At 68.7% G+C, this 13,958-nt stretch carries 13 protein-coding genes and 1 pseudogene; 11 read left to right on the forward strand and 3 right to left on the reverse strand.

Going from position 1 to position 13,958, the window contains the following annotated elements:
* Positions 1 to 49: 49 nt before the first annotated feature.
* Together P8A20_RS35775 and aztA are read right to left on the reverse strand one after the other, a co-directional pair.
* Positions 50 to 2,368, reverse strand: a complete 2,319-nt coding sequence (locus tag P8A20_RS35775) for an FhaA domain-containing protein (RefSeq protein WP_306104993.1) — start codon at positions 2,366 to 2,368, stop codon at positions 50 to 52.
* Between the two features lie 437 nt (positions 2,369 to 2,805).
* Positions 2,806 to 3,549 (reverse strand): zinc ABC transporter ATP-binding protein AztA, encoded by a 744-nt coding sequence (aztA, locus tag P8A20_RS35780; RefSeq protein WP_306104994.1) that lies wholly within the window; start codon positions 3,547 to 3,549, stop codon positions 2,806 to 2,808.
* A gap of 14 nt (positions 3,550 to 3,563) precedes the next feature.
* On the opposite strand from aztA, the gene aztB reads away from it, so the two are divergent.
* The 7 genes from aztB (at position 3,564) to P8A20_RS35815 (ending at position 10,756) form a co-directional block, all read left to right on the forward strand.
* Positions 3,564 to 4,418, forward strand: coding sequence for a zinc ABC transporter permease AztB (gene aztB / locus P8A20_RS35785; RefSeq protein WP_147961739.1), 855 nt, complete (start codon positions 3,564 to 3,566; stop codon positions 4,416 to 4,418).
* 9 nt (positions 4,419 to 4,427) lie between these two features.
* A complete protein-coding gene (locus tag P8A20_RS35790; protein ID WP_147961738.1) occupies positions 4,428 to 5,675 on the forward strand; it encodes a hypothetical protein in 1,248 nt (415 codons plus the stop codon).
* Complete coding sequence (gene aztC / locus P8A20_RS35795) at positions 5,672 to 6,655, forward strand: zinc ABC transporter substrate-binding protein AztC (protein WP_306104995.1); 984 nt, start codon at positions 5,672 to 5,674, stop codon at positions 6,653 to 6,655. Before P8A20_RS35790 ends, aztC begins: the two co-directional genes overlap by 4 nt.
* 88 nt (positions 6,656 to 6,743) lie before the next feature.
* Positions 6,744 to 7,946, forward strand: coding sequence for a zinc metallochaperone AztD (aztD, locus tag P8A20_RS35800; RefSeq protein WP_147961346.1), 1,203 nt, complete (start codon positions 6,744 to 6,746; stop codon positions 7,944 to 7,946).
* A 181-nt stretch (positions 7,947 to 8,127) separates the two neighbouring features.
* Entirely contained in the window at positions 8,128 to 8,760 is a 633-nt protein-coding gene (locus tag P8A20_RS35805) for an SMI1/KNR4 family protein (RefSeq protein WP_147961345.1), read from the forward strand.
* A 604-nt stretch (positions 8,761 to 9,364) separates the two neighbouring features.
* The gene (locus tag P8A20_RS35810) at positions 9,365 to 10,174 is read left to right on the forward strand and encodes an alpha/beta fold hydrolase (RefSeq protein ID WP_147961344.1); all 810 of its coding nucleotides are present in this window, start codon (positions 9,365 to 9,367) and stop codon (positions 10,172 to 10,174) included.
* 147 nt (positions 10,175 to 10,321) lie between these two features.
* Positions 10,322 to 10,756 (forward strand): VOC family protein, encoded by a 435-nt coding sequence (locus P8A20_RS35815; protein WP_147961343.1) that lies wholly within the window; start codon positions 10,322 to 10,324, stop codon positions 10,754 to 10,756.
* A gap of 147 nt (positions 10,757 to 10,903) precedes the next feature.
* On the opposite strand, the gene P8A20_RS35820 is transcribed toward P8A20_RS35815, so the two are convergent.
* The gene (locus P8A20_RS35820) at positions 10,904 to 11,299 is read right to left on the reverse strand and encodes a DUF6355 family natural product biosynthesis protein (protein ID WP_147961342.1); all 396 of its coding nucleotides are present in this window, start codon (positions 11,297 to 11,299) and stop codon (positions 10,904 to 10,906) included.
* Between the two features lie 272 nt (positions 11,300 to 11,571).
* Between P8A20_RS35820 and P8A20_RS35825 the strand changes: the two are divergent.
* The 4 genes and pseudogenes from P8A20_RS35825 to P8A20_RS35840 all read left to right on the forward strand — a co-directional run.
* Positions 11,572 to 12,224: pseudogene (locus P8A20_RS35825) on the forward strand (metallophosphoesterase family protein); the annotation flags it as partial.
* A 266-nt stretch (positions 12,225 to 12,490) separates the two neighbouring features.
* Positions 12,491 to 12,751, forward strand: coding sequence for a hypothetical protein (locus P8A20_RS35830; RefSeq protein WP_147961341.1), 261 nt, complete (start codon positions 12,491 to 12,493; stop codon positions 12,749 to 12,751).
* Positions 12,752 to 12,808: 57 nt separating this feature from the next.
* A complete protein-coding gene (locus P8A20_RS35835) occupies positions 12,809 to 13,282 on the forward strand; it encodes an NUDIX hydrolase (RefSeq protein ID WP_147961340.1) in 474 nt (157 codons plus the stop codon).
* 67 nt (positions 13,283 to 13,349) lie between these two features.
* The gene (locus P8A20_RS35840; RefSeq protein WP_306104996.1) at positions 13,350 to 13,880 is read left to right on the forward strand and encodes a GNAT family N-acetyltransferase; all 531 of its coding nucleotides are present in this window, start codon (positions 13,350 to 13,352) and stop codon (positions 13,878 to 13,880) included.
* Positions 13,881 to 13,958 lie beyond the last annotated feature (78 nt).

Raw genomic sequence — 13,958 nt, forward strand, 5'->3', positions numbered from 1 at the left:
CGGAACGGCCGCCCCCACGCGGGCAGCTCATGTCCGGGGCGTGTGGCCGTCAGCCCCAGACCGGAGCCGAGAAGACGCTGGCCGAGGTGTACCCGGAGTGCGGGAGGGCCGGCCAGCCCGCGGGCTCGTGCTGGGTGCGGTGGAAGTCCGCGGCCACGAGCGTCGCCAGGTTGAAGTAGGCCTCGCGGGTCTGGGGCCTCATCTTGTCCAGGTCGATCTCCGCTCCCGCCGAGAGGTGTTCGTCGAAGGGGACCACGACCACACCCCGGCAGCGCGCACGGAAGTGGGCCACCACGTCGTTCAGCTTGACGATCTTGCTGGTCTTGCGCGGTGCGGACACCACGGTGATGCTCCGCTGGACCAGGTCCGCGTAGCCATGGGCGTTGAGCCAGTCCAGGGTGGTGCTCGCGCTCGCGGCACCGTCCACGCTGGACGTGGCCACGACGATCAGCTGATCCGCGAGGGCCAGCACGCCGCCCATGGCACTGTGGAGCAGCCCGGTTCCGGAGTCCGTGAGGATGATCGGGTAGTGCTGCCCGAGGCAGCCGACGACCTGGCGGTAGTCCTCGTCGTTGAACGAGGTGGAGAGGGCGGGGTCCACGTCGTTGGCCAGAACCTCCAGCCCGCTCGGGGACTGGGACGTGTAGCGCCGCACCGCCATGTAGTTGGGCAGGTTCGGGAGGTCGGCGACCAGGTCACGGATGGTCGCGTTCGTCTCCCGGCGTACCCGGCGGCTGAGCGTGCCGGCATCCGGGTTCGCGTCGATCGCCACGACCCGGTCCTGCCGCTCGGAGGCGAGCGTCGCGCCCAGGGCCGTCGTGGTGGTGGTCTTGCCGACTCCGCCCTTCAGGCTGATGACGGCGATCTTGTAGCAGTCCATCACCGGGGTGTGGAGTACGGCGAGCTTCTGCTGCCGCACACGCTCGGCGTTCCTTCCTCCGATGCGCAGCTTCTTCAGACTGCCGCGGACACCGGCCTTGTTACGCAGGAGGCGGTCGGACGAGAGCTCGACCGACGAGCTGTGGCCCAGCGCACTGCCGTGTCCGGGGAGCCCGAGCGCGGCGGGGGCATAGGACGGAGCGGCCCGGTGGCTGATCGGCGGACCGTCGGAGAACCGTGAAGGCTGCGTCGCTCCGGTGTAGGGGCGCGACAGAGGAGCCGCACCCGGATGAGCGGCACCGGTTCCGCCGGCGGATGGCTGCACGGCGAACTCACCTGGCGTCAGCGCGTCGGCGGACCGTGCCAGCGGCCGGGATTCCCGCACGGCGGAGGCATGTGGCTCGCCCGCCCCGTACCGATCCGGAGGCGTGTGGCCTCCGAGGTCGTCCGCTCGGCCTTCCTCCCCCTCAGGAGCGGGGCTTCCAGCGCTGATGTCACGGTCATTAATCATACTGTTCATTCCTTTCGATGATCCTGAAGAGCTCATGGGAACGGCCCCGGCGCGTCGGCGGCGGGATGGTTCGACGATCGATCTACCTTGTGGTTCCGGTTGACGAGACGCTTCTTCGCGCGGGCGGCTCTCGATATCGGACGCAGACAGTTGTGGCCGGCCGGCGGGAAGGCATTTCTGGATTTCGGCACCCGGATCCTCCGGTGCGGCGGCACCGGACGCGGGGCCGCCTGAGAGCCGCAGGCCTTGCGGACGGGCCGGGGTCAGATGCCTGGAGGGAAGGAGCTCAGGAGCGTCGGCCCCTTTGGTCCCGAGGTCTTTCACGCCTCGAAGGCGCGAGGATTCGGCGCCCGGACGGAGGCGTCCTCGGACCAGCATGCCGTTGGCGTCGATCGACAGTTCATGCTCCATGAACTGCTCGACGGTCAGCACTTGCTTCTGTCTCTGCGCGGAGCGCGGCGGTTGCCTCCAGGTCATGGCCTGCCCGTGTCCGCCCCATTCGCGCACGGACAGTGCGCGGTGTTCGGCGGCGTCCATGGCCCGTTTGACGTCCGGCGGGATCTCGATGCGACTGCGGACCCGGTACCGCCCGGTCGCCAGGTCGTCCGCGCACTGCAACTGCACCTTCAGCGGACCCATGAAGGTGTAGTGCTGCGACTCGGCGTACTCGCGTACCTTCTCGACCAGTTCCTCGCCGAGCACCACCAGGCACGCGCTGTGCAGGGCGTGATCGTCGGTGTTGAGTTCGATGACGAAACCGTTGGGGACGACGGTGCGTTCGTGACTCCAGATCCTGGCGTTGACATCGCACTCGCGCCGGAGCGCGCCGACGAACTCCAGGGGCTGGACCGCAGACTTGAAGGCTTTGGCGAAAGCGCCGTTGACCCATGCCTCGAAGCGCTGCTCCAGCTTGTTCAGCGTTCCCACTGTCAGCCTTCCAGTACGGATCGCCCTCCATTCGAGCGAATGTGCGTTCACTGACTGGATCCTTTTTAGCCAGATTTGAGACGTTGCTGCGCTGTGTCGCCGCGATTCACTCGATCGTCTCCGCAGTAGCCCGCTTCGGCCGATTCCGAGCCCCGGGGCCGGCGTGAAATCCGCGCGTGACCAGGCTGTACCGGTGGTGACGGGGGAGACGGTGGCAGCCTCCTGACCTGGCCTTTTTCAGTGTCCGTCGTGCCCTCCGGCAGGGCGGGGCCGGAACGGTCGTCATCGGACCGGCCGGTAGGGCGGCGGCAGGTCGTTCCTTTTCGGCCCGTGCGACCTGCCGGTCGCCTGTGCAGATCCTTCTCGTGTCAGGCGGGGTCGTCGCCTTTCGTCGTGCCTGAGCCGGGCGGGACCGCCGCCCTTCTTCACGCCGCCCGCAGGTCACCGCACCGCGAGGGCCTCCTGCCCGGGTGAGGAGATGCCGGTTGTCAGGCCGGCTGCCAGACCTGGGTGAGCGCCGACGTGGTGAGTACGTCCTCGGGGCTGCCCCGTCCCGCCAGGTGGCCGTCGCGCAGCAGGAGGCATGCGTCCGCCGAGCGTGCCGCCTCCAGGTCGTGTGTCGCGTGGACGACCGTCACGCCGTCGGTGACCAGGTCGGCGAGAACCGTCGTGATCCGGACCCTTGCTTCCGGATCGAGCCCCGTGGTCGGTTCGTCCAGGAGCAACAGATCCGACTCCTGCGCCAATCCCTGCGCGATCAGAGCCCGTTGACGCTGTCCTCCCGACAGTTCGCCGAGCTGCCGGGCGGCGAGATCTCCTATGCCCAGTCGGTCGAGTGCGGCGTCGACCGTCGCGTGGTCCCGCCGGGTGAGCCGGCGCCACAGGCCGCGCTCGCCCCAGCGTCCCATCTCCACGGTCTGCCGGACGGTCAGCGGCAGGGTGTCGCCGACGGCGCCGCGTTGCGGGACGAAGGCCGGTGGCCGGGAGCCTCCGTGACGTACGTGCCCCGATGTCGGCTCGATCACACCGGCCATCACGCCGAGCAGCGTCGACTTCCCGCTGCCGTTCGGACCGACGAGTGCCGTCGTGGCCAAGGCCGGTATGGATGCGCTGAGTTCATGGAGGACGGGCCGGCCCGGATAGCCGGCGCACAGCCCTGTGAAGTGCACGCGTGCCGTCCGGTCCAGCGGGGTGGGGGATGAAGGGCGATGTTTGTTGAACATGATTTTCATTGTAGTGTCACGGCATGGAATGGTTGACGGCACCGTTCGAGGTGACCTTCGTGCAGCGCGCCCTGTGGGGCGGAATTCTGGTGTCCGCCATATGTGCGCTGGCCGGGACATGGGTGGTGCTCCGCGGCATGGCCTTCCTCGGGGACGCCATGTCCCACGGGCTGTTGCCGGGAGTCGCGCTGGCCGCCCTGTTCGGCGGGAACCTGCTCGTCGGTGCGGTGGCGAGCGCCGTGGTGATGACGGCGGGTGTGACCGTGCTCGGCCGGACTCCGAGGATCTCCCAGGACACCGGGATCGGCCTGTTGTTCGTCGGCATGCTCTCGCTCGGCGTCATCATCGTGTCGCGCTCGCAGTCCTTCGCCGTCGATCTGACCGGCTTCCTGTTCGGTGACGTGCTCGCTGTCCGGGAGCAGGACCTGTTCCTGCTGGGGGTGGCTCTGCTGGTGGCGCTCACCGTTTCGGTCCTCGGCCACCGAGCCTTCCTCGCCCTGACGTTCGACCCGCGAAAGGCCCGGACCCTAGGACTGCGTCCACGTCTCGCACACGCCGTACTGCTCGCGCTCCTGGGCCTCGCGATCGTCGCCTCGTTCCACATCGTGGGGACGCTGCTGGTCCTGGGTCTGCTCATCGCCCCGCCGGCGGCAGCGCTGCCCTGGGCGCACAGCGTGCGCGGGGTCATGCTGCTCGCGGCACTCGTCGGCATGGCCGCCACCTTCGGTGGGCTGCTGCTGTCCTGGCATCTGAGCACCGCCGCCGGCGCGACCGTCGCCGCCCTCGCGGTGAGCCTGTTCTTCCTCTCCCACCTGGCATCCGGCCTGCGCCACCGCCGCACGAGCCCTGCCACCCCCGCCCTCCCGAAAGCCGACTGAAGGAAACCTGTGACGATCGCCCCGACCGTCCGAAGAAACGTCACTCCATGGGCCTCGGCCGCCCTGGCGCTCACCGCGCTGCTCACCACGAGTTGCGCGGGGAAGACCTCCGAGGACCCCGCACCGCGGGAGAGTTCCTCCGCCACCACTCCGCACGGATACGTCGAAGGAGCGAAGGAAGCCGCAGAGCAGCAGTCCCGCCTGCTGCTCAACAACCCCGGCACCGGTGACAGCCGGGTGCTCGACCTCATCACCGGCAAGGTGAGTTCGACCGCTCAGGCGGCGGGCACCGAACAGCTGGACACCGACGGCCGTTTCGGCTACTTCCATACCGCCCAGGGCACACACGTGCTCGACAGCGGGGCGTGGACGGTGGATCACGGCGATCATGTGCACTACTACCGCGCGGCGATACGCGACATCGGTGAACTCTCCGGGGGCCCGGGCACGCAGGTCCGCAGTGACGCCGCCGTCACCGCGGCCACGGACAGGGCCGGCCGGACCGAACTCTACGACCGTACGGAGCTGGAGAAGGGGAGCGTCAGTTCGCTCCGCACACTTCCCGGGCCGCACACCGGCGCCGTCATACCGTACGCGGAGCACCTGCTGGCCCTCACGAAGCGGGACGGAACGGCGAAGGTCTCGGTGTACGACCGCGAGGGCGAGGCTGTCGCGTCACCGGACGCCGAGTGCGAAGACCCACGAGGCGACGCCGTCACCCGACGCGGCGTGGTCCTCGGATGCGCGGACGGCGCCCTGCTCGTAGGCGAGAAGGACGGTGTCTTCACCGCCGAAAGGATCCCCTACGGCCGCGACGTCCCCGCGGCGGAGCGGGCCGCCGCGTTCCGGCATCGACCCGGCAGCGACACCCTCACGGCACCGGCCGGGGACAAGGCCGTCTGGGTCCTGGACGTCACGGAACGTGCATGGAACCGGGTGAGTACCGGGCCCGTGGTCGCGGTCGGCACCGCGGGGGAGGGTTCTTCTCTGCTCGTCCTGGAGGCCGACGGGGCGCTGCACGGCTACGACATCGCCACCGGCGAACAGGCGGCCCGCACCGAGCCGTTGCTGACCGGACCCCAGCGGGCCGGCACCGGCACGAGCCGGCCCTCGATCGAGGTCGACCGCAGCCGCGCCTACGTCAACGACCCCAAAGGCAAACGCGTGTACGAGATCGACTACAACGACGACCTGCGCGTCGCGCGCACCTTCGACGTGGACATCGAACCGCATCTGATGACGGAGACAGGGCGATGACCACCACGACGGCAGGCGCCGGAAAGCGCGCGAGAGTCCGGGTGGCACGGCTGCGCAGCCTGCTTCTGGGCCTGATCGCCCTGACCACAGCAGCTGCGGGAACAGCCTGCACCAACGACGGCGACCAGCCTCGCGTCGTCGTGACGACGAACATCCTCGGCGACATCACGCGCGAGATCGTCGGGGACGAGGCCGAGGTCACCGTCCTGATGAAGCCCGACGCGGACCCGCACTCCTTCGGCCTGTCGGCCGTGCAGGCCGCCGAGTTGGAACGAGCGGACCTCGTGGTCTTCAACGGCCTGGGCCTGGAGGAGAACGTACTGCGTCATGTGGACGCCGCACGCGAGGCCGGGGTGGCCACCTTCGAGGCCGGAAAGGCTGTCGACCCGCTCACCTTCCACGCGAGCGACGACGGAGGCCCGGGGGAGGAGGCGGGGCAACCCGACCCCCACTTCTGGACCGACCCCGACCGGGTACGCAAGGCCTCGGGGCTGATCGCCGACCAGGTGGTCGAGCACGTCGGTGGTGTGGACGAGCACGCGATACGAGCCAACGCCACCCGCTACGACAGGCAACTGACCGATCTCACCGCCTGGATGGAGAAGTCCTTCGACCGGATCCCCGCGGACAAGCGTGCCCTGGTGACCAACCACCACGTCTTCGGCTATCTCGCCGACCGCTTCGGTTTCCGCGTGATCGGAGCGGTCATTCCCAGCGGAACGACCCTCGCCTCCCCCAGCTCGTCCGACCTGCGCACGCTCACCCGGGCCATGGAGGAGGCCGGAGTGCGGACCGTGTTCGCCGACTCCTCCCAGCCCAACAAACTCGCCGAGGTGCTGCGCACGGAACTCGGCGGCCGGGTGAGCGTCGTCGAGCTGTACTCGGAGTCGCTGACCCGGAAGAGCGCCGGTGCCGGCACCTACCTGCAGATGATGCGCGCCAACACCACAGCCATGACCGACGGCCTGACCGGCGGCTGAACACACCCTCCCCACGCGGGAACCGGCCCCACCGGGCCCGCCCCGCATCACCGCCGCGCCCCCGCGGCAAGGAAAGGAAGCAAGACCGATGAACAAGACGATGCGCAACAGATCCCTCACAGGAGCGGCACTCGCCCTGGCGGTGTCCACGGTCCTGACGGCGTGCGGAGGGGAGGACGCCTCCTCGTCCGCCGCGAAGGCGAAGGACGCGCCCAGTACCACGTCGGCCGACCCTGTCGGCAACCCCCTCGTCGCCACCTACGACGGTGGCCTGTACATACTCGACGGTGAGAGCCTCGAACTCGCCAAGACCATCGAGCTGCCCGGCTTCAACCGCGTCAATCCCGCCGGGGACGACGACCACGTCGTCGTCTCCACCGACAGCGGCTTCCGTGTCCTGGACGCCACCGGACAGGCGCTCACCGGCATCGAGTACGAAGGTGCCAAGCCCGGCCATGTCGTCCGTCACGCCGGGAAGACCGTCCTCTTCACCGACGGCACCGGAGAGGTCAACGTCTTTGATCCCGTCGAACTGGGCGAAGGAAAGAAGCCGGCAGGCCGCACCTACACCTCGGCCGAGTCCCACCACGGTGTCGCCATCGAACTGAGCAACGGTGAACTCCTCAGCACCGTGGGCACCGAGGAGAAGCGCACCGGAGCCCTGGTCCTGGACAAGAACGGCAAGGAGACCGCACGCAACGAGAACTGCCCCGGCGTCCACGGTGAAGCGGCGGCCGAGGGAGAGGCGGTCGCCGTCGGCTGTGAGGACGGCGTACTGATCTACAAGGACGGAAACTTCAAGAAGGTCGACGCCCCCGACGACTACGGGCGGATCGGCAACCAGGCCGGCAGCGAGGAGTCCCCGGTTCTCCTCGGCGACTACAAGACCGACCCCGAAGCGGAACTGGAACGACCGACCAGGATCTCCTTGATCGACACCGAGACGGCGAAGATCCGCCTCGTCGACCTGGGAACCAGCTACTCGTTCCGCTCACTCGCCCGTGGCCCGCACGGCGAAGCCCTCGTTCTCGGCACCGACGGATCCATCCACGTCATCGACCCGGACACCGGCAAGGTCGAGAAGAAGGTCCCCGCGGTCGGCAAGTGGCAGGAGCCGCTGGACTGGCAGCAGGCCCGGCCCACCCTCTTCGTCCGCGACCACACCGCGTACGTCTCCGAACCGAACAAGAGCGCCCTGCACGCCATCGACATCGAGAGCGGCAAGAAGCTCGCCTCCGTGACCCTGCCGAAGGGCACCAACGAACTGTCGGGCGTCGTCAAGGGCCACTGACCCTCACCGCCGCCCCGGACGCCGGGTCGAACCGCGTCGCGTGGCCGCTCCGGAATGCCGGAGCGGCCACGTGGCCTTCTTGGAGAGCCACAGGAACGCCCGCAGCTCAGTCGGGTAACACCGTCTTCCATCGACAAGGGCCTCGATCCGTCCAGTCTGCCGCGTGGGGCAGGATGACGCCATGCCACAACAGATCCTGCCCCCGTCGGAGTCCTGGCGCCGGATCGACGCCTGGCTGGCCACTCATGCGGCGTCCGAATTCGCGCTTCTCGATCCGCCGGCGACACCGGACGAGATCCGAGGTGCGGAACGGATCCTCGGTGCCCGACTGCCCGGTGATCTCGCTGAGTCTCTGCGATGCCACAACGGTGTGAGCACCTGGACGGCCCTCCTGCCGGAGCAGTCCCCGCTCGCAGTGAGCGGCATCGTCGACCGCTGGCAGATTTGTATGGACGTCGCGGCGGAGAACGAGGGCCTGACTCCTCGCCCCTGGGAAGAGGAGCCTTGGTGGCACCGCCTATGGGTTCCCTGGGCCGAGAGCGCCGACGGCGCGACGCAGGTCATCGACCGACGTCCAGGTCCTGACACGGGGCGTCTCGGCTGGGCCGGCCACAGCGGGGGCGGTGACTTCACCAATTCCTGGCCTGATCTGGCGACCCTTCTGCACGCGGTCGCGCAAGCACTTCATGACGGTGGAGGCGTTCGAGGACTTCACCCCTACCTCACGACCCAGGATGGGATCTGGTGGGACGAAGAGGGCTGCGGCGAGCTGAACGGTCACCCGCTGAGGTCCGCACCGATCGGGCTGCCCTGACCACTCAGCCGACGCAGGCAGACGCGACCACCCGACCGTTCCCACCCCACACGAACACTTCCGAGGTCTCCGGCCCACGGCCGCTCTCACGACGCGTCGACAACGTTCCCGCTCGTGGCTCACGCGGTCGGCCACGCACGCCCGATGCCTTTTCCACGAGGACGGTACGGCCACCGGCGGGTTCACGGACAGTCGCAGCCGAGAAGCGCCTCCGCGACGGCTTCCCCGAACATCCCTATCAAGAACTCGGCGAACCCATTGGCCGCTCTGGGAACCCTCACGCCACTCCTCGCCCCCTCGCGAGCTTCTCAGGTCTCGCACGACGTGCCCGTCAGAAGATCAGCGTGCACCGGGAAGGTGGAAGCAGACAGGGGGGTATGGGCTGCGACCACGTGCGCCGACGGCTCGGCGTGCGGCGCACGCCCGTGGATCACAGGTGCGGGCGTCGGGTCCCTCGCTCGGCCGGAGTCGTCGAGCAGTTGTCTGTGATGTCCGCTCAAGGGCTCGGGGACAAAAAATGCCCATGGTCCTTGATCCGTCTGGCGGGCGTCCGGGGCACGGCGCACACTGGCCGGAGAGGACCGGAGTCCGGAAAGGACTGGGCATGGGCGACTATGTGGACCTTCCCGGTGTCAGGACGTGGTTCGAAAGCGAGGGGAGCGGCGAGCCGTTGGTCCTGTTGCACGGTGGCTTCTGTACCAACGACACGTGGGGCGCACAGCGCGCCGACCTCGCTTCCGCGTACCAGGTCCTCCTGCCCGAGCGTCGCGCGCACGGGCACACTCCCGACGTCGCAGGCCCGCTCTCCTACCAGGACATGGCCGATGACATGGTGGCCTTCGTGGAGAAGGTCGTCGGGGGACCGGCACATCTGGTGGGCTGGAGCGACGGAGGTGTCGTCGCGTTGCTCATGGCCATCGCCCGGCCCGACCTCGTGCGCAGGGTCGTGGCGATCGGGGCCAACTTCCGACCGTCCTCGGAGTGCTTCGTCGAACCGGCGATGCTCGACGCGATGACACCGGAGGGGCCGGATCTCGCGTTCTTCCGGGAGATGTACGAGGCGGTCTCGCCGGACGGTCCGAGCCACTGGCCGGTGGTGGCGGCGAGGATGATCGATATGTGGCGCACCCAGCCGACGCTCACCACCGAGGACCTGACTCGGGTCGCGGCTCCACTGCTTCTCATCGTCGGCGACGACGACATGATGACGCTGGAGCACACGACCGCGCTGTACCGTGCCGTCCCCGGTGCCCAGTTGGCGGTCGTCCCCGGTGCCTCCCACCTCGTCCCGCTGGAGAAGCCGGACCTGGTCGACCGGCTGATCCTCGACCATCTCGCGCAGGACGGGGTGGACACGATGATGCCCGTCCGACGCGCACCGGCGGCCGGGGCGCCGGACGGTGGCGAGACCTGAAGTTGCCCGATCCGCCGGGCCCTTCCAGCATCTCGCTAGGTACCGAGCCCTTCCGGGTTCAGGACCGCGTGCCACGCGGGCACCTTGATGCCGCGCCTCCCCGAAAACTCCTGAGACGTGTATCGGCCCTGCCGCTATGGTGGGCCGATGGCGTCGATCAAGCAGGTCCAAGTCACCTTCGACTGCGCGGAACCCGAGCGCGTCGCACGTTTCTGGTGCGAGGTCCTGGGATACGTCGTACCGCAGCCACCGGACGGATTCCCGACGTGGGACGACTACCACCGCTCGCTGCCGAAGGAGCGGCAGGGCGCGTCGTTCGCGTGCGGCGATCCCTCCGGCGTGGGCCCGCGGCTGTACTTCCAGCGAGTTCCCGAAGGGAAGGTCGTCAAGAATCGGGTCCATCTCGATGTGCGAGCGGGGACAGGGCTCGTGGGTGAGGAACGCCTCGCCACGCTCCAGGCCGAATGCGCACGGCTGGTCGCGCTCGGCGCGGTCTGTGAGCAGGTGATGCCCGCCGATGAGGAGAACGAGTCGTGCATCCGGATGCACGACATCGAGGGCAACGAGTTCTGTCTCGACTGAGCAGCCCGGGGTTCTTCGCTCCGTCCGCACGACGCAGGTGAAGAACCCCTGAACCCGCATCGGGCACCGGTGCGGAATTCGGGCCCATCCGCAGGGTGCGCGCGCGAGGCGACCGGCCGCCAAGATCCTGCGGCGCCAGGATTCTGCTCAGTGGGCCGTGTGCCCGCTGCGCTCACCGCTTCGGCATCCGGCGCCGCCGATGTAGTAGGCGTTGAGGTAGTTCGGCCCCGCCCCTGGAAGCTGCGTCGCGCCGGGGCCGACGCAGAGATGGAAGTCGTTGGCACTGCCGCCTCCTCTGACGTCGACATGGATGCGTACCGTCGTTTCTCCGCAGTGCCTGTACGCGGCGAACTGGGATTCTCGAACGCTGTACCTGAAGAAGCCGCATGGTGCGGCAGCAGCCGCGCGAGCCTGGCGCAGTTGAGGGCCTTGGTCGGACCGGGCGGAGGCAGGGCCTCCCGACGTCAGCGTCGCGGCCATGACGAGCACGCTCGATGCCACTGCGTAGACGATTCGAGAGGGACGGTTCAGGAAGAGCTTCACGTACATTCCTCACGGCGAGTCACGACGACGGACGACCAGCTGATCGAGTGCGCCGGCATCGCGACGCGGTCTGCGCACTGTGCACCGGCACGAACATGCTAGCTCCAAGTGCCCGCATCATGACTCTGCGTCACCGAATCGGGTGGCGGGGTGATGTGAAACCCCGAGGCGTGTCATCCGTTCGTGCGTCGTGACCGCCATGTGCTCTCATGAGGCCTTGTGCGTGTAGCGTTCATGTATATGGGGGGAAGTCGTAAGAGGCTCCGTTGATGTCGTTCACCCACGACAGCGTCGGCGTGATCGCGCTCGACGCCAAGGACGTCTCGTACGAGATCCCGGCCGACTTCGGCATCAGCGGCGGCAAGCAGACGCGCTGGCTGGAGCGACGGCTGGGAGAGCCGCGTGCCCGGCACGACTTCGACTTCATCGTCGTGTTCTTCCACCACTGCGCGTTCTCCACGACCAACGCGCACGCCTCGGAAGGCGGGGTGCGCGACGCCTGGGTGCCGCTCTTCGAGAAGCACCAGGTCGATCTGGTCATCAACGGCCACAACCACGTCTACGAGCGCACCGACGCGATCCTGAAGAACTCGGTCCGGCGTACCGTCCCCATCGGTGAGCACACCGACCCGACGCGGGACGGCATCGTCTACGTCACGGCCGGCGGCGCGGGCAAGGCGCTGTACGACTTCCCGGCGCCGGACAGCTACGAGGGGCACGTCGCGGATCTGGACAGTGTGGGCACGTACCACGTGGTCAAGAGCGGCGGAAGGCGACCGAGACCGTCGAGTGGTCCCGGGTGCGCTACATCGGCTTCTCGTTCCTCGCCGTGGAGGTGCAGACCTGTCCGCATCCCCGGATGAAGGTCACCGCGCTCGCCGAGTCGGGAGAGCGCGTCGACCACTTCGAGATCAGTCGGGGCTGATCCGCCAAGGGCGCGGAACGAGGTGGCGGGACCCTGACCCCGGTGGCCCCGAACCGCTACCACCTCTCGGCGCGCAGCGGGCCGGACCTCCACGGAAGTGGCAGGCTGAAGAAGCCGGCCAAGGGGACGGGCCCGCCGCTCGTCCCCGGTCGCAGGGCGCACATCACAGCGGGAAACCGTGCGTCGCCCCGGGCGCAGTGGGTACGCGACGTGCGACACCGGCTCGCCCCGCACCAGGAGGGGCGCGCACCGACGGGAGCAACGACATGACTGACCGCAGGCCCCAGGGAACCGCCTACACAGGGGCGGAGGCCAGCCCGCCGCCGATACCCGCCGACATGCCCGACCAGCAGGCGCAGGAGGGTGAGGACGCACTCGACGTGATCGTCCCGCCCGGTGCGGCGGACTCGGATTCCGAGCCCGACACCGACGTTCCCGACCCCGACGAGGCCGGATCGGGCCGTGACGCCGCCCGCAATGCCGGAGTACACCCGGAACACCCCGCACCCGAGGAATCGACGGGCTGAGGTCTTCGGCCCCACGAACCCCGCACGCCGCAGTAACCTCCCGAGGGGAGGCACGGAATGAGTCTGCGGCTTGCTGCGTACGCCGTGTGCGTCGAGGACGGGCGAGTGCTGCTCGCCTGTCATGTGCCACCGAAGGGCAAGGCCACCTGGACTCTTCCGGGCGGCAGGGTCGAGCAGGGGGAAGATCCGTTCGAGGCGGTGATCCGGGAAGTCGGAGAGGAGACCGGCTGCGATGCGGTGGTCGTGCGCCTGCTGGGCGTGGACTCCCGGATCATTCCCGCGGCCGAACGCGCGGTGCCAGGGGGACCGGACCATCAGAATGTCGGCATCTTCTACCAGGTCCGCATCACCGGCGGCCGACTCCGGCCTGAGCCGAACGGTGAGATCACGCACTCGGTCTGGACCCCGGTCCCCGGTGTCGCCGGCCTGCGCCGGTCGTCACTGGTCGATGTCGGCCTCGCCCTGGCACGGGACCTGCCGGCGACCGGCCACGTCCGTCCTGTTCCGGTAGGTGGCCTGCTCCAGCACTGAGAGAAGCCCACGGAACGGGGCGAGGTGGTGGTTCATGCCAGGACACGTGACATGTGATGCTGGTCGAATGACTGATCGACGTGAGATCTCCTTCGTCCGCCGACGGGCGCAGGACCCCTCCGATCATGACGGACTCGCCGCCCTGCTTGCGGCCTACCACCTGCAGACACAGGCTGAGAAGGGCGAGGCCGTCGCTGACGCGGACCGGTTGCCGGAGCGCTACCGGGCAGAGGTCCTGGACCCGGACGCAGCGTTCGCCGACGATGTCGTGCTGTTGGCGTTGGACGGGGACGCCGCGGTCGGCTGCCTGGTGGTGACCGCTCCCGCCGACGGACGGTGCGAGGTCAAGAGGCTCTGGACAGTTCCGGAGCTCCGTGGGCAGGGCGTCGCGTCCGGCCTGGTCGCCGCGGCTCTTTCACACGCCGCGGACATCGGGGTCGACACGGTGCGCCTGTCGGTCTGGCAGTGGCGGACAGATGCCATCGCCCTGTACGAGCGGCTGGGCTTCAACGCCACCGAGTCATGGGACGGTCGGGGCCGGCTGGTGTGCATGGAGCGCGCTGTCCAAGCGGCCCGGGCCGTGCAACCTCGGCACTGAACAGGGCGGCGTACACCGACGTGCTGCCGGTGTACGCCTCCCTAGGAGCGGACCGGGCTGCGGGCCGGCCTTCGGCCG

The sequence above is a fragment of the Streptomyces sp. Alt3 genome, assembly GCF_030719215.1.
Taxonomy (GTDB): Bacteria; Actinomycetota; Actinomycetes; order Streptomycetales; family Streptomycetaceae; genus Streptomyces; species Streptomyces glycanivorans.

What these genes read in the sequence shown, in the direction of transcription:
- aztA (WP_306104994.1), bottom strand. Translation starts at nt 3,549, where the DNA reads ATGAAAATCATGTTCAACAAACATCGCCCTTCATCCCCCACCCCGCTG.
- P8A20_RS35805 (WP_147961345.1), top strand. Translation starts at nt 8,128, where the DNA reads ATGCCACAACAGATCCTGCCCCCGTCGGAGTCCTGGCGCCGGATCGAC.
- P8A20_RS35840 (WP_306104996.1), top strand. Translation starts at nt 13,350, where the DNA reads ATGACTGATCGACGTGAGATCTCCTTCGTCCGCCGACGGGCGCAGGAC.
- aztC (WP_306104995.1), top strand. Translation starts at nt 5,672, where the DNA reads ATGACCACCACGACGGCAGGCGCCGGAAAGCGCGCGAGAGTCCGGGTG.
- aztD (WP_147961346.1), top strand. Translation starts at nt 6,744, where the DNA reads ATGAACAAGACGATGCGCAACAGATCCCTCACAGGAGCGGCACTCGCC.
- aztB (WP_147961739.1), top strand. Translation starts at nt 3,564, where the DNA reads ATGGAATGGTTGACGGCACCGTTCGAGGTGACCTTCGTGCAGCGCGCC.
- P8A20_RS35810 (WP_147961344.1), top strand. Translation starts at nt 9,365, where the DNA reads ATGGGCGACTATGTGGACCTTCCCGGTGTCAGGACGTGGTTCGAAAGC.
- P8A20_RS35835 (WP_147961340.1), top strand. Translation starts at nt 12,809, where the DNA reads ATGAGTCTGCGGCTTGCTGCGTACGCCGTGTGCGTCGAGGACGGGCGA.
- P8A20_RS35830 (WP_147961341.1), top strand. Translation starts at nt 12,491, where the DNA reads ATGACTGACCGCAGGCCCCAGGGAACCGCCTACACAGGGGCGGAGGCC.
- P8A20_RS35815 (WP_147961343.1), top strand. Translation starts at nt 10,322, where the DNA reads ATGGCGTCGATCAAGCAGGTCCAAGTCACCTTCGACTGCGCGGAACCC.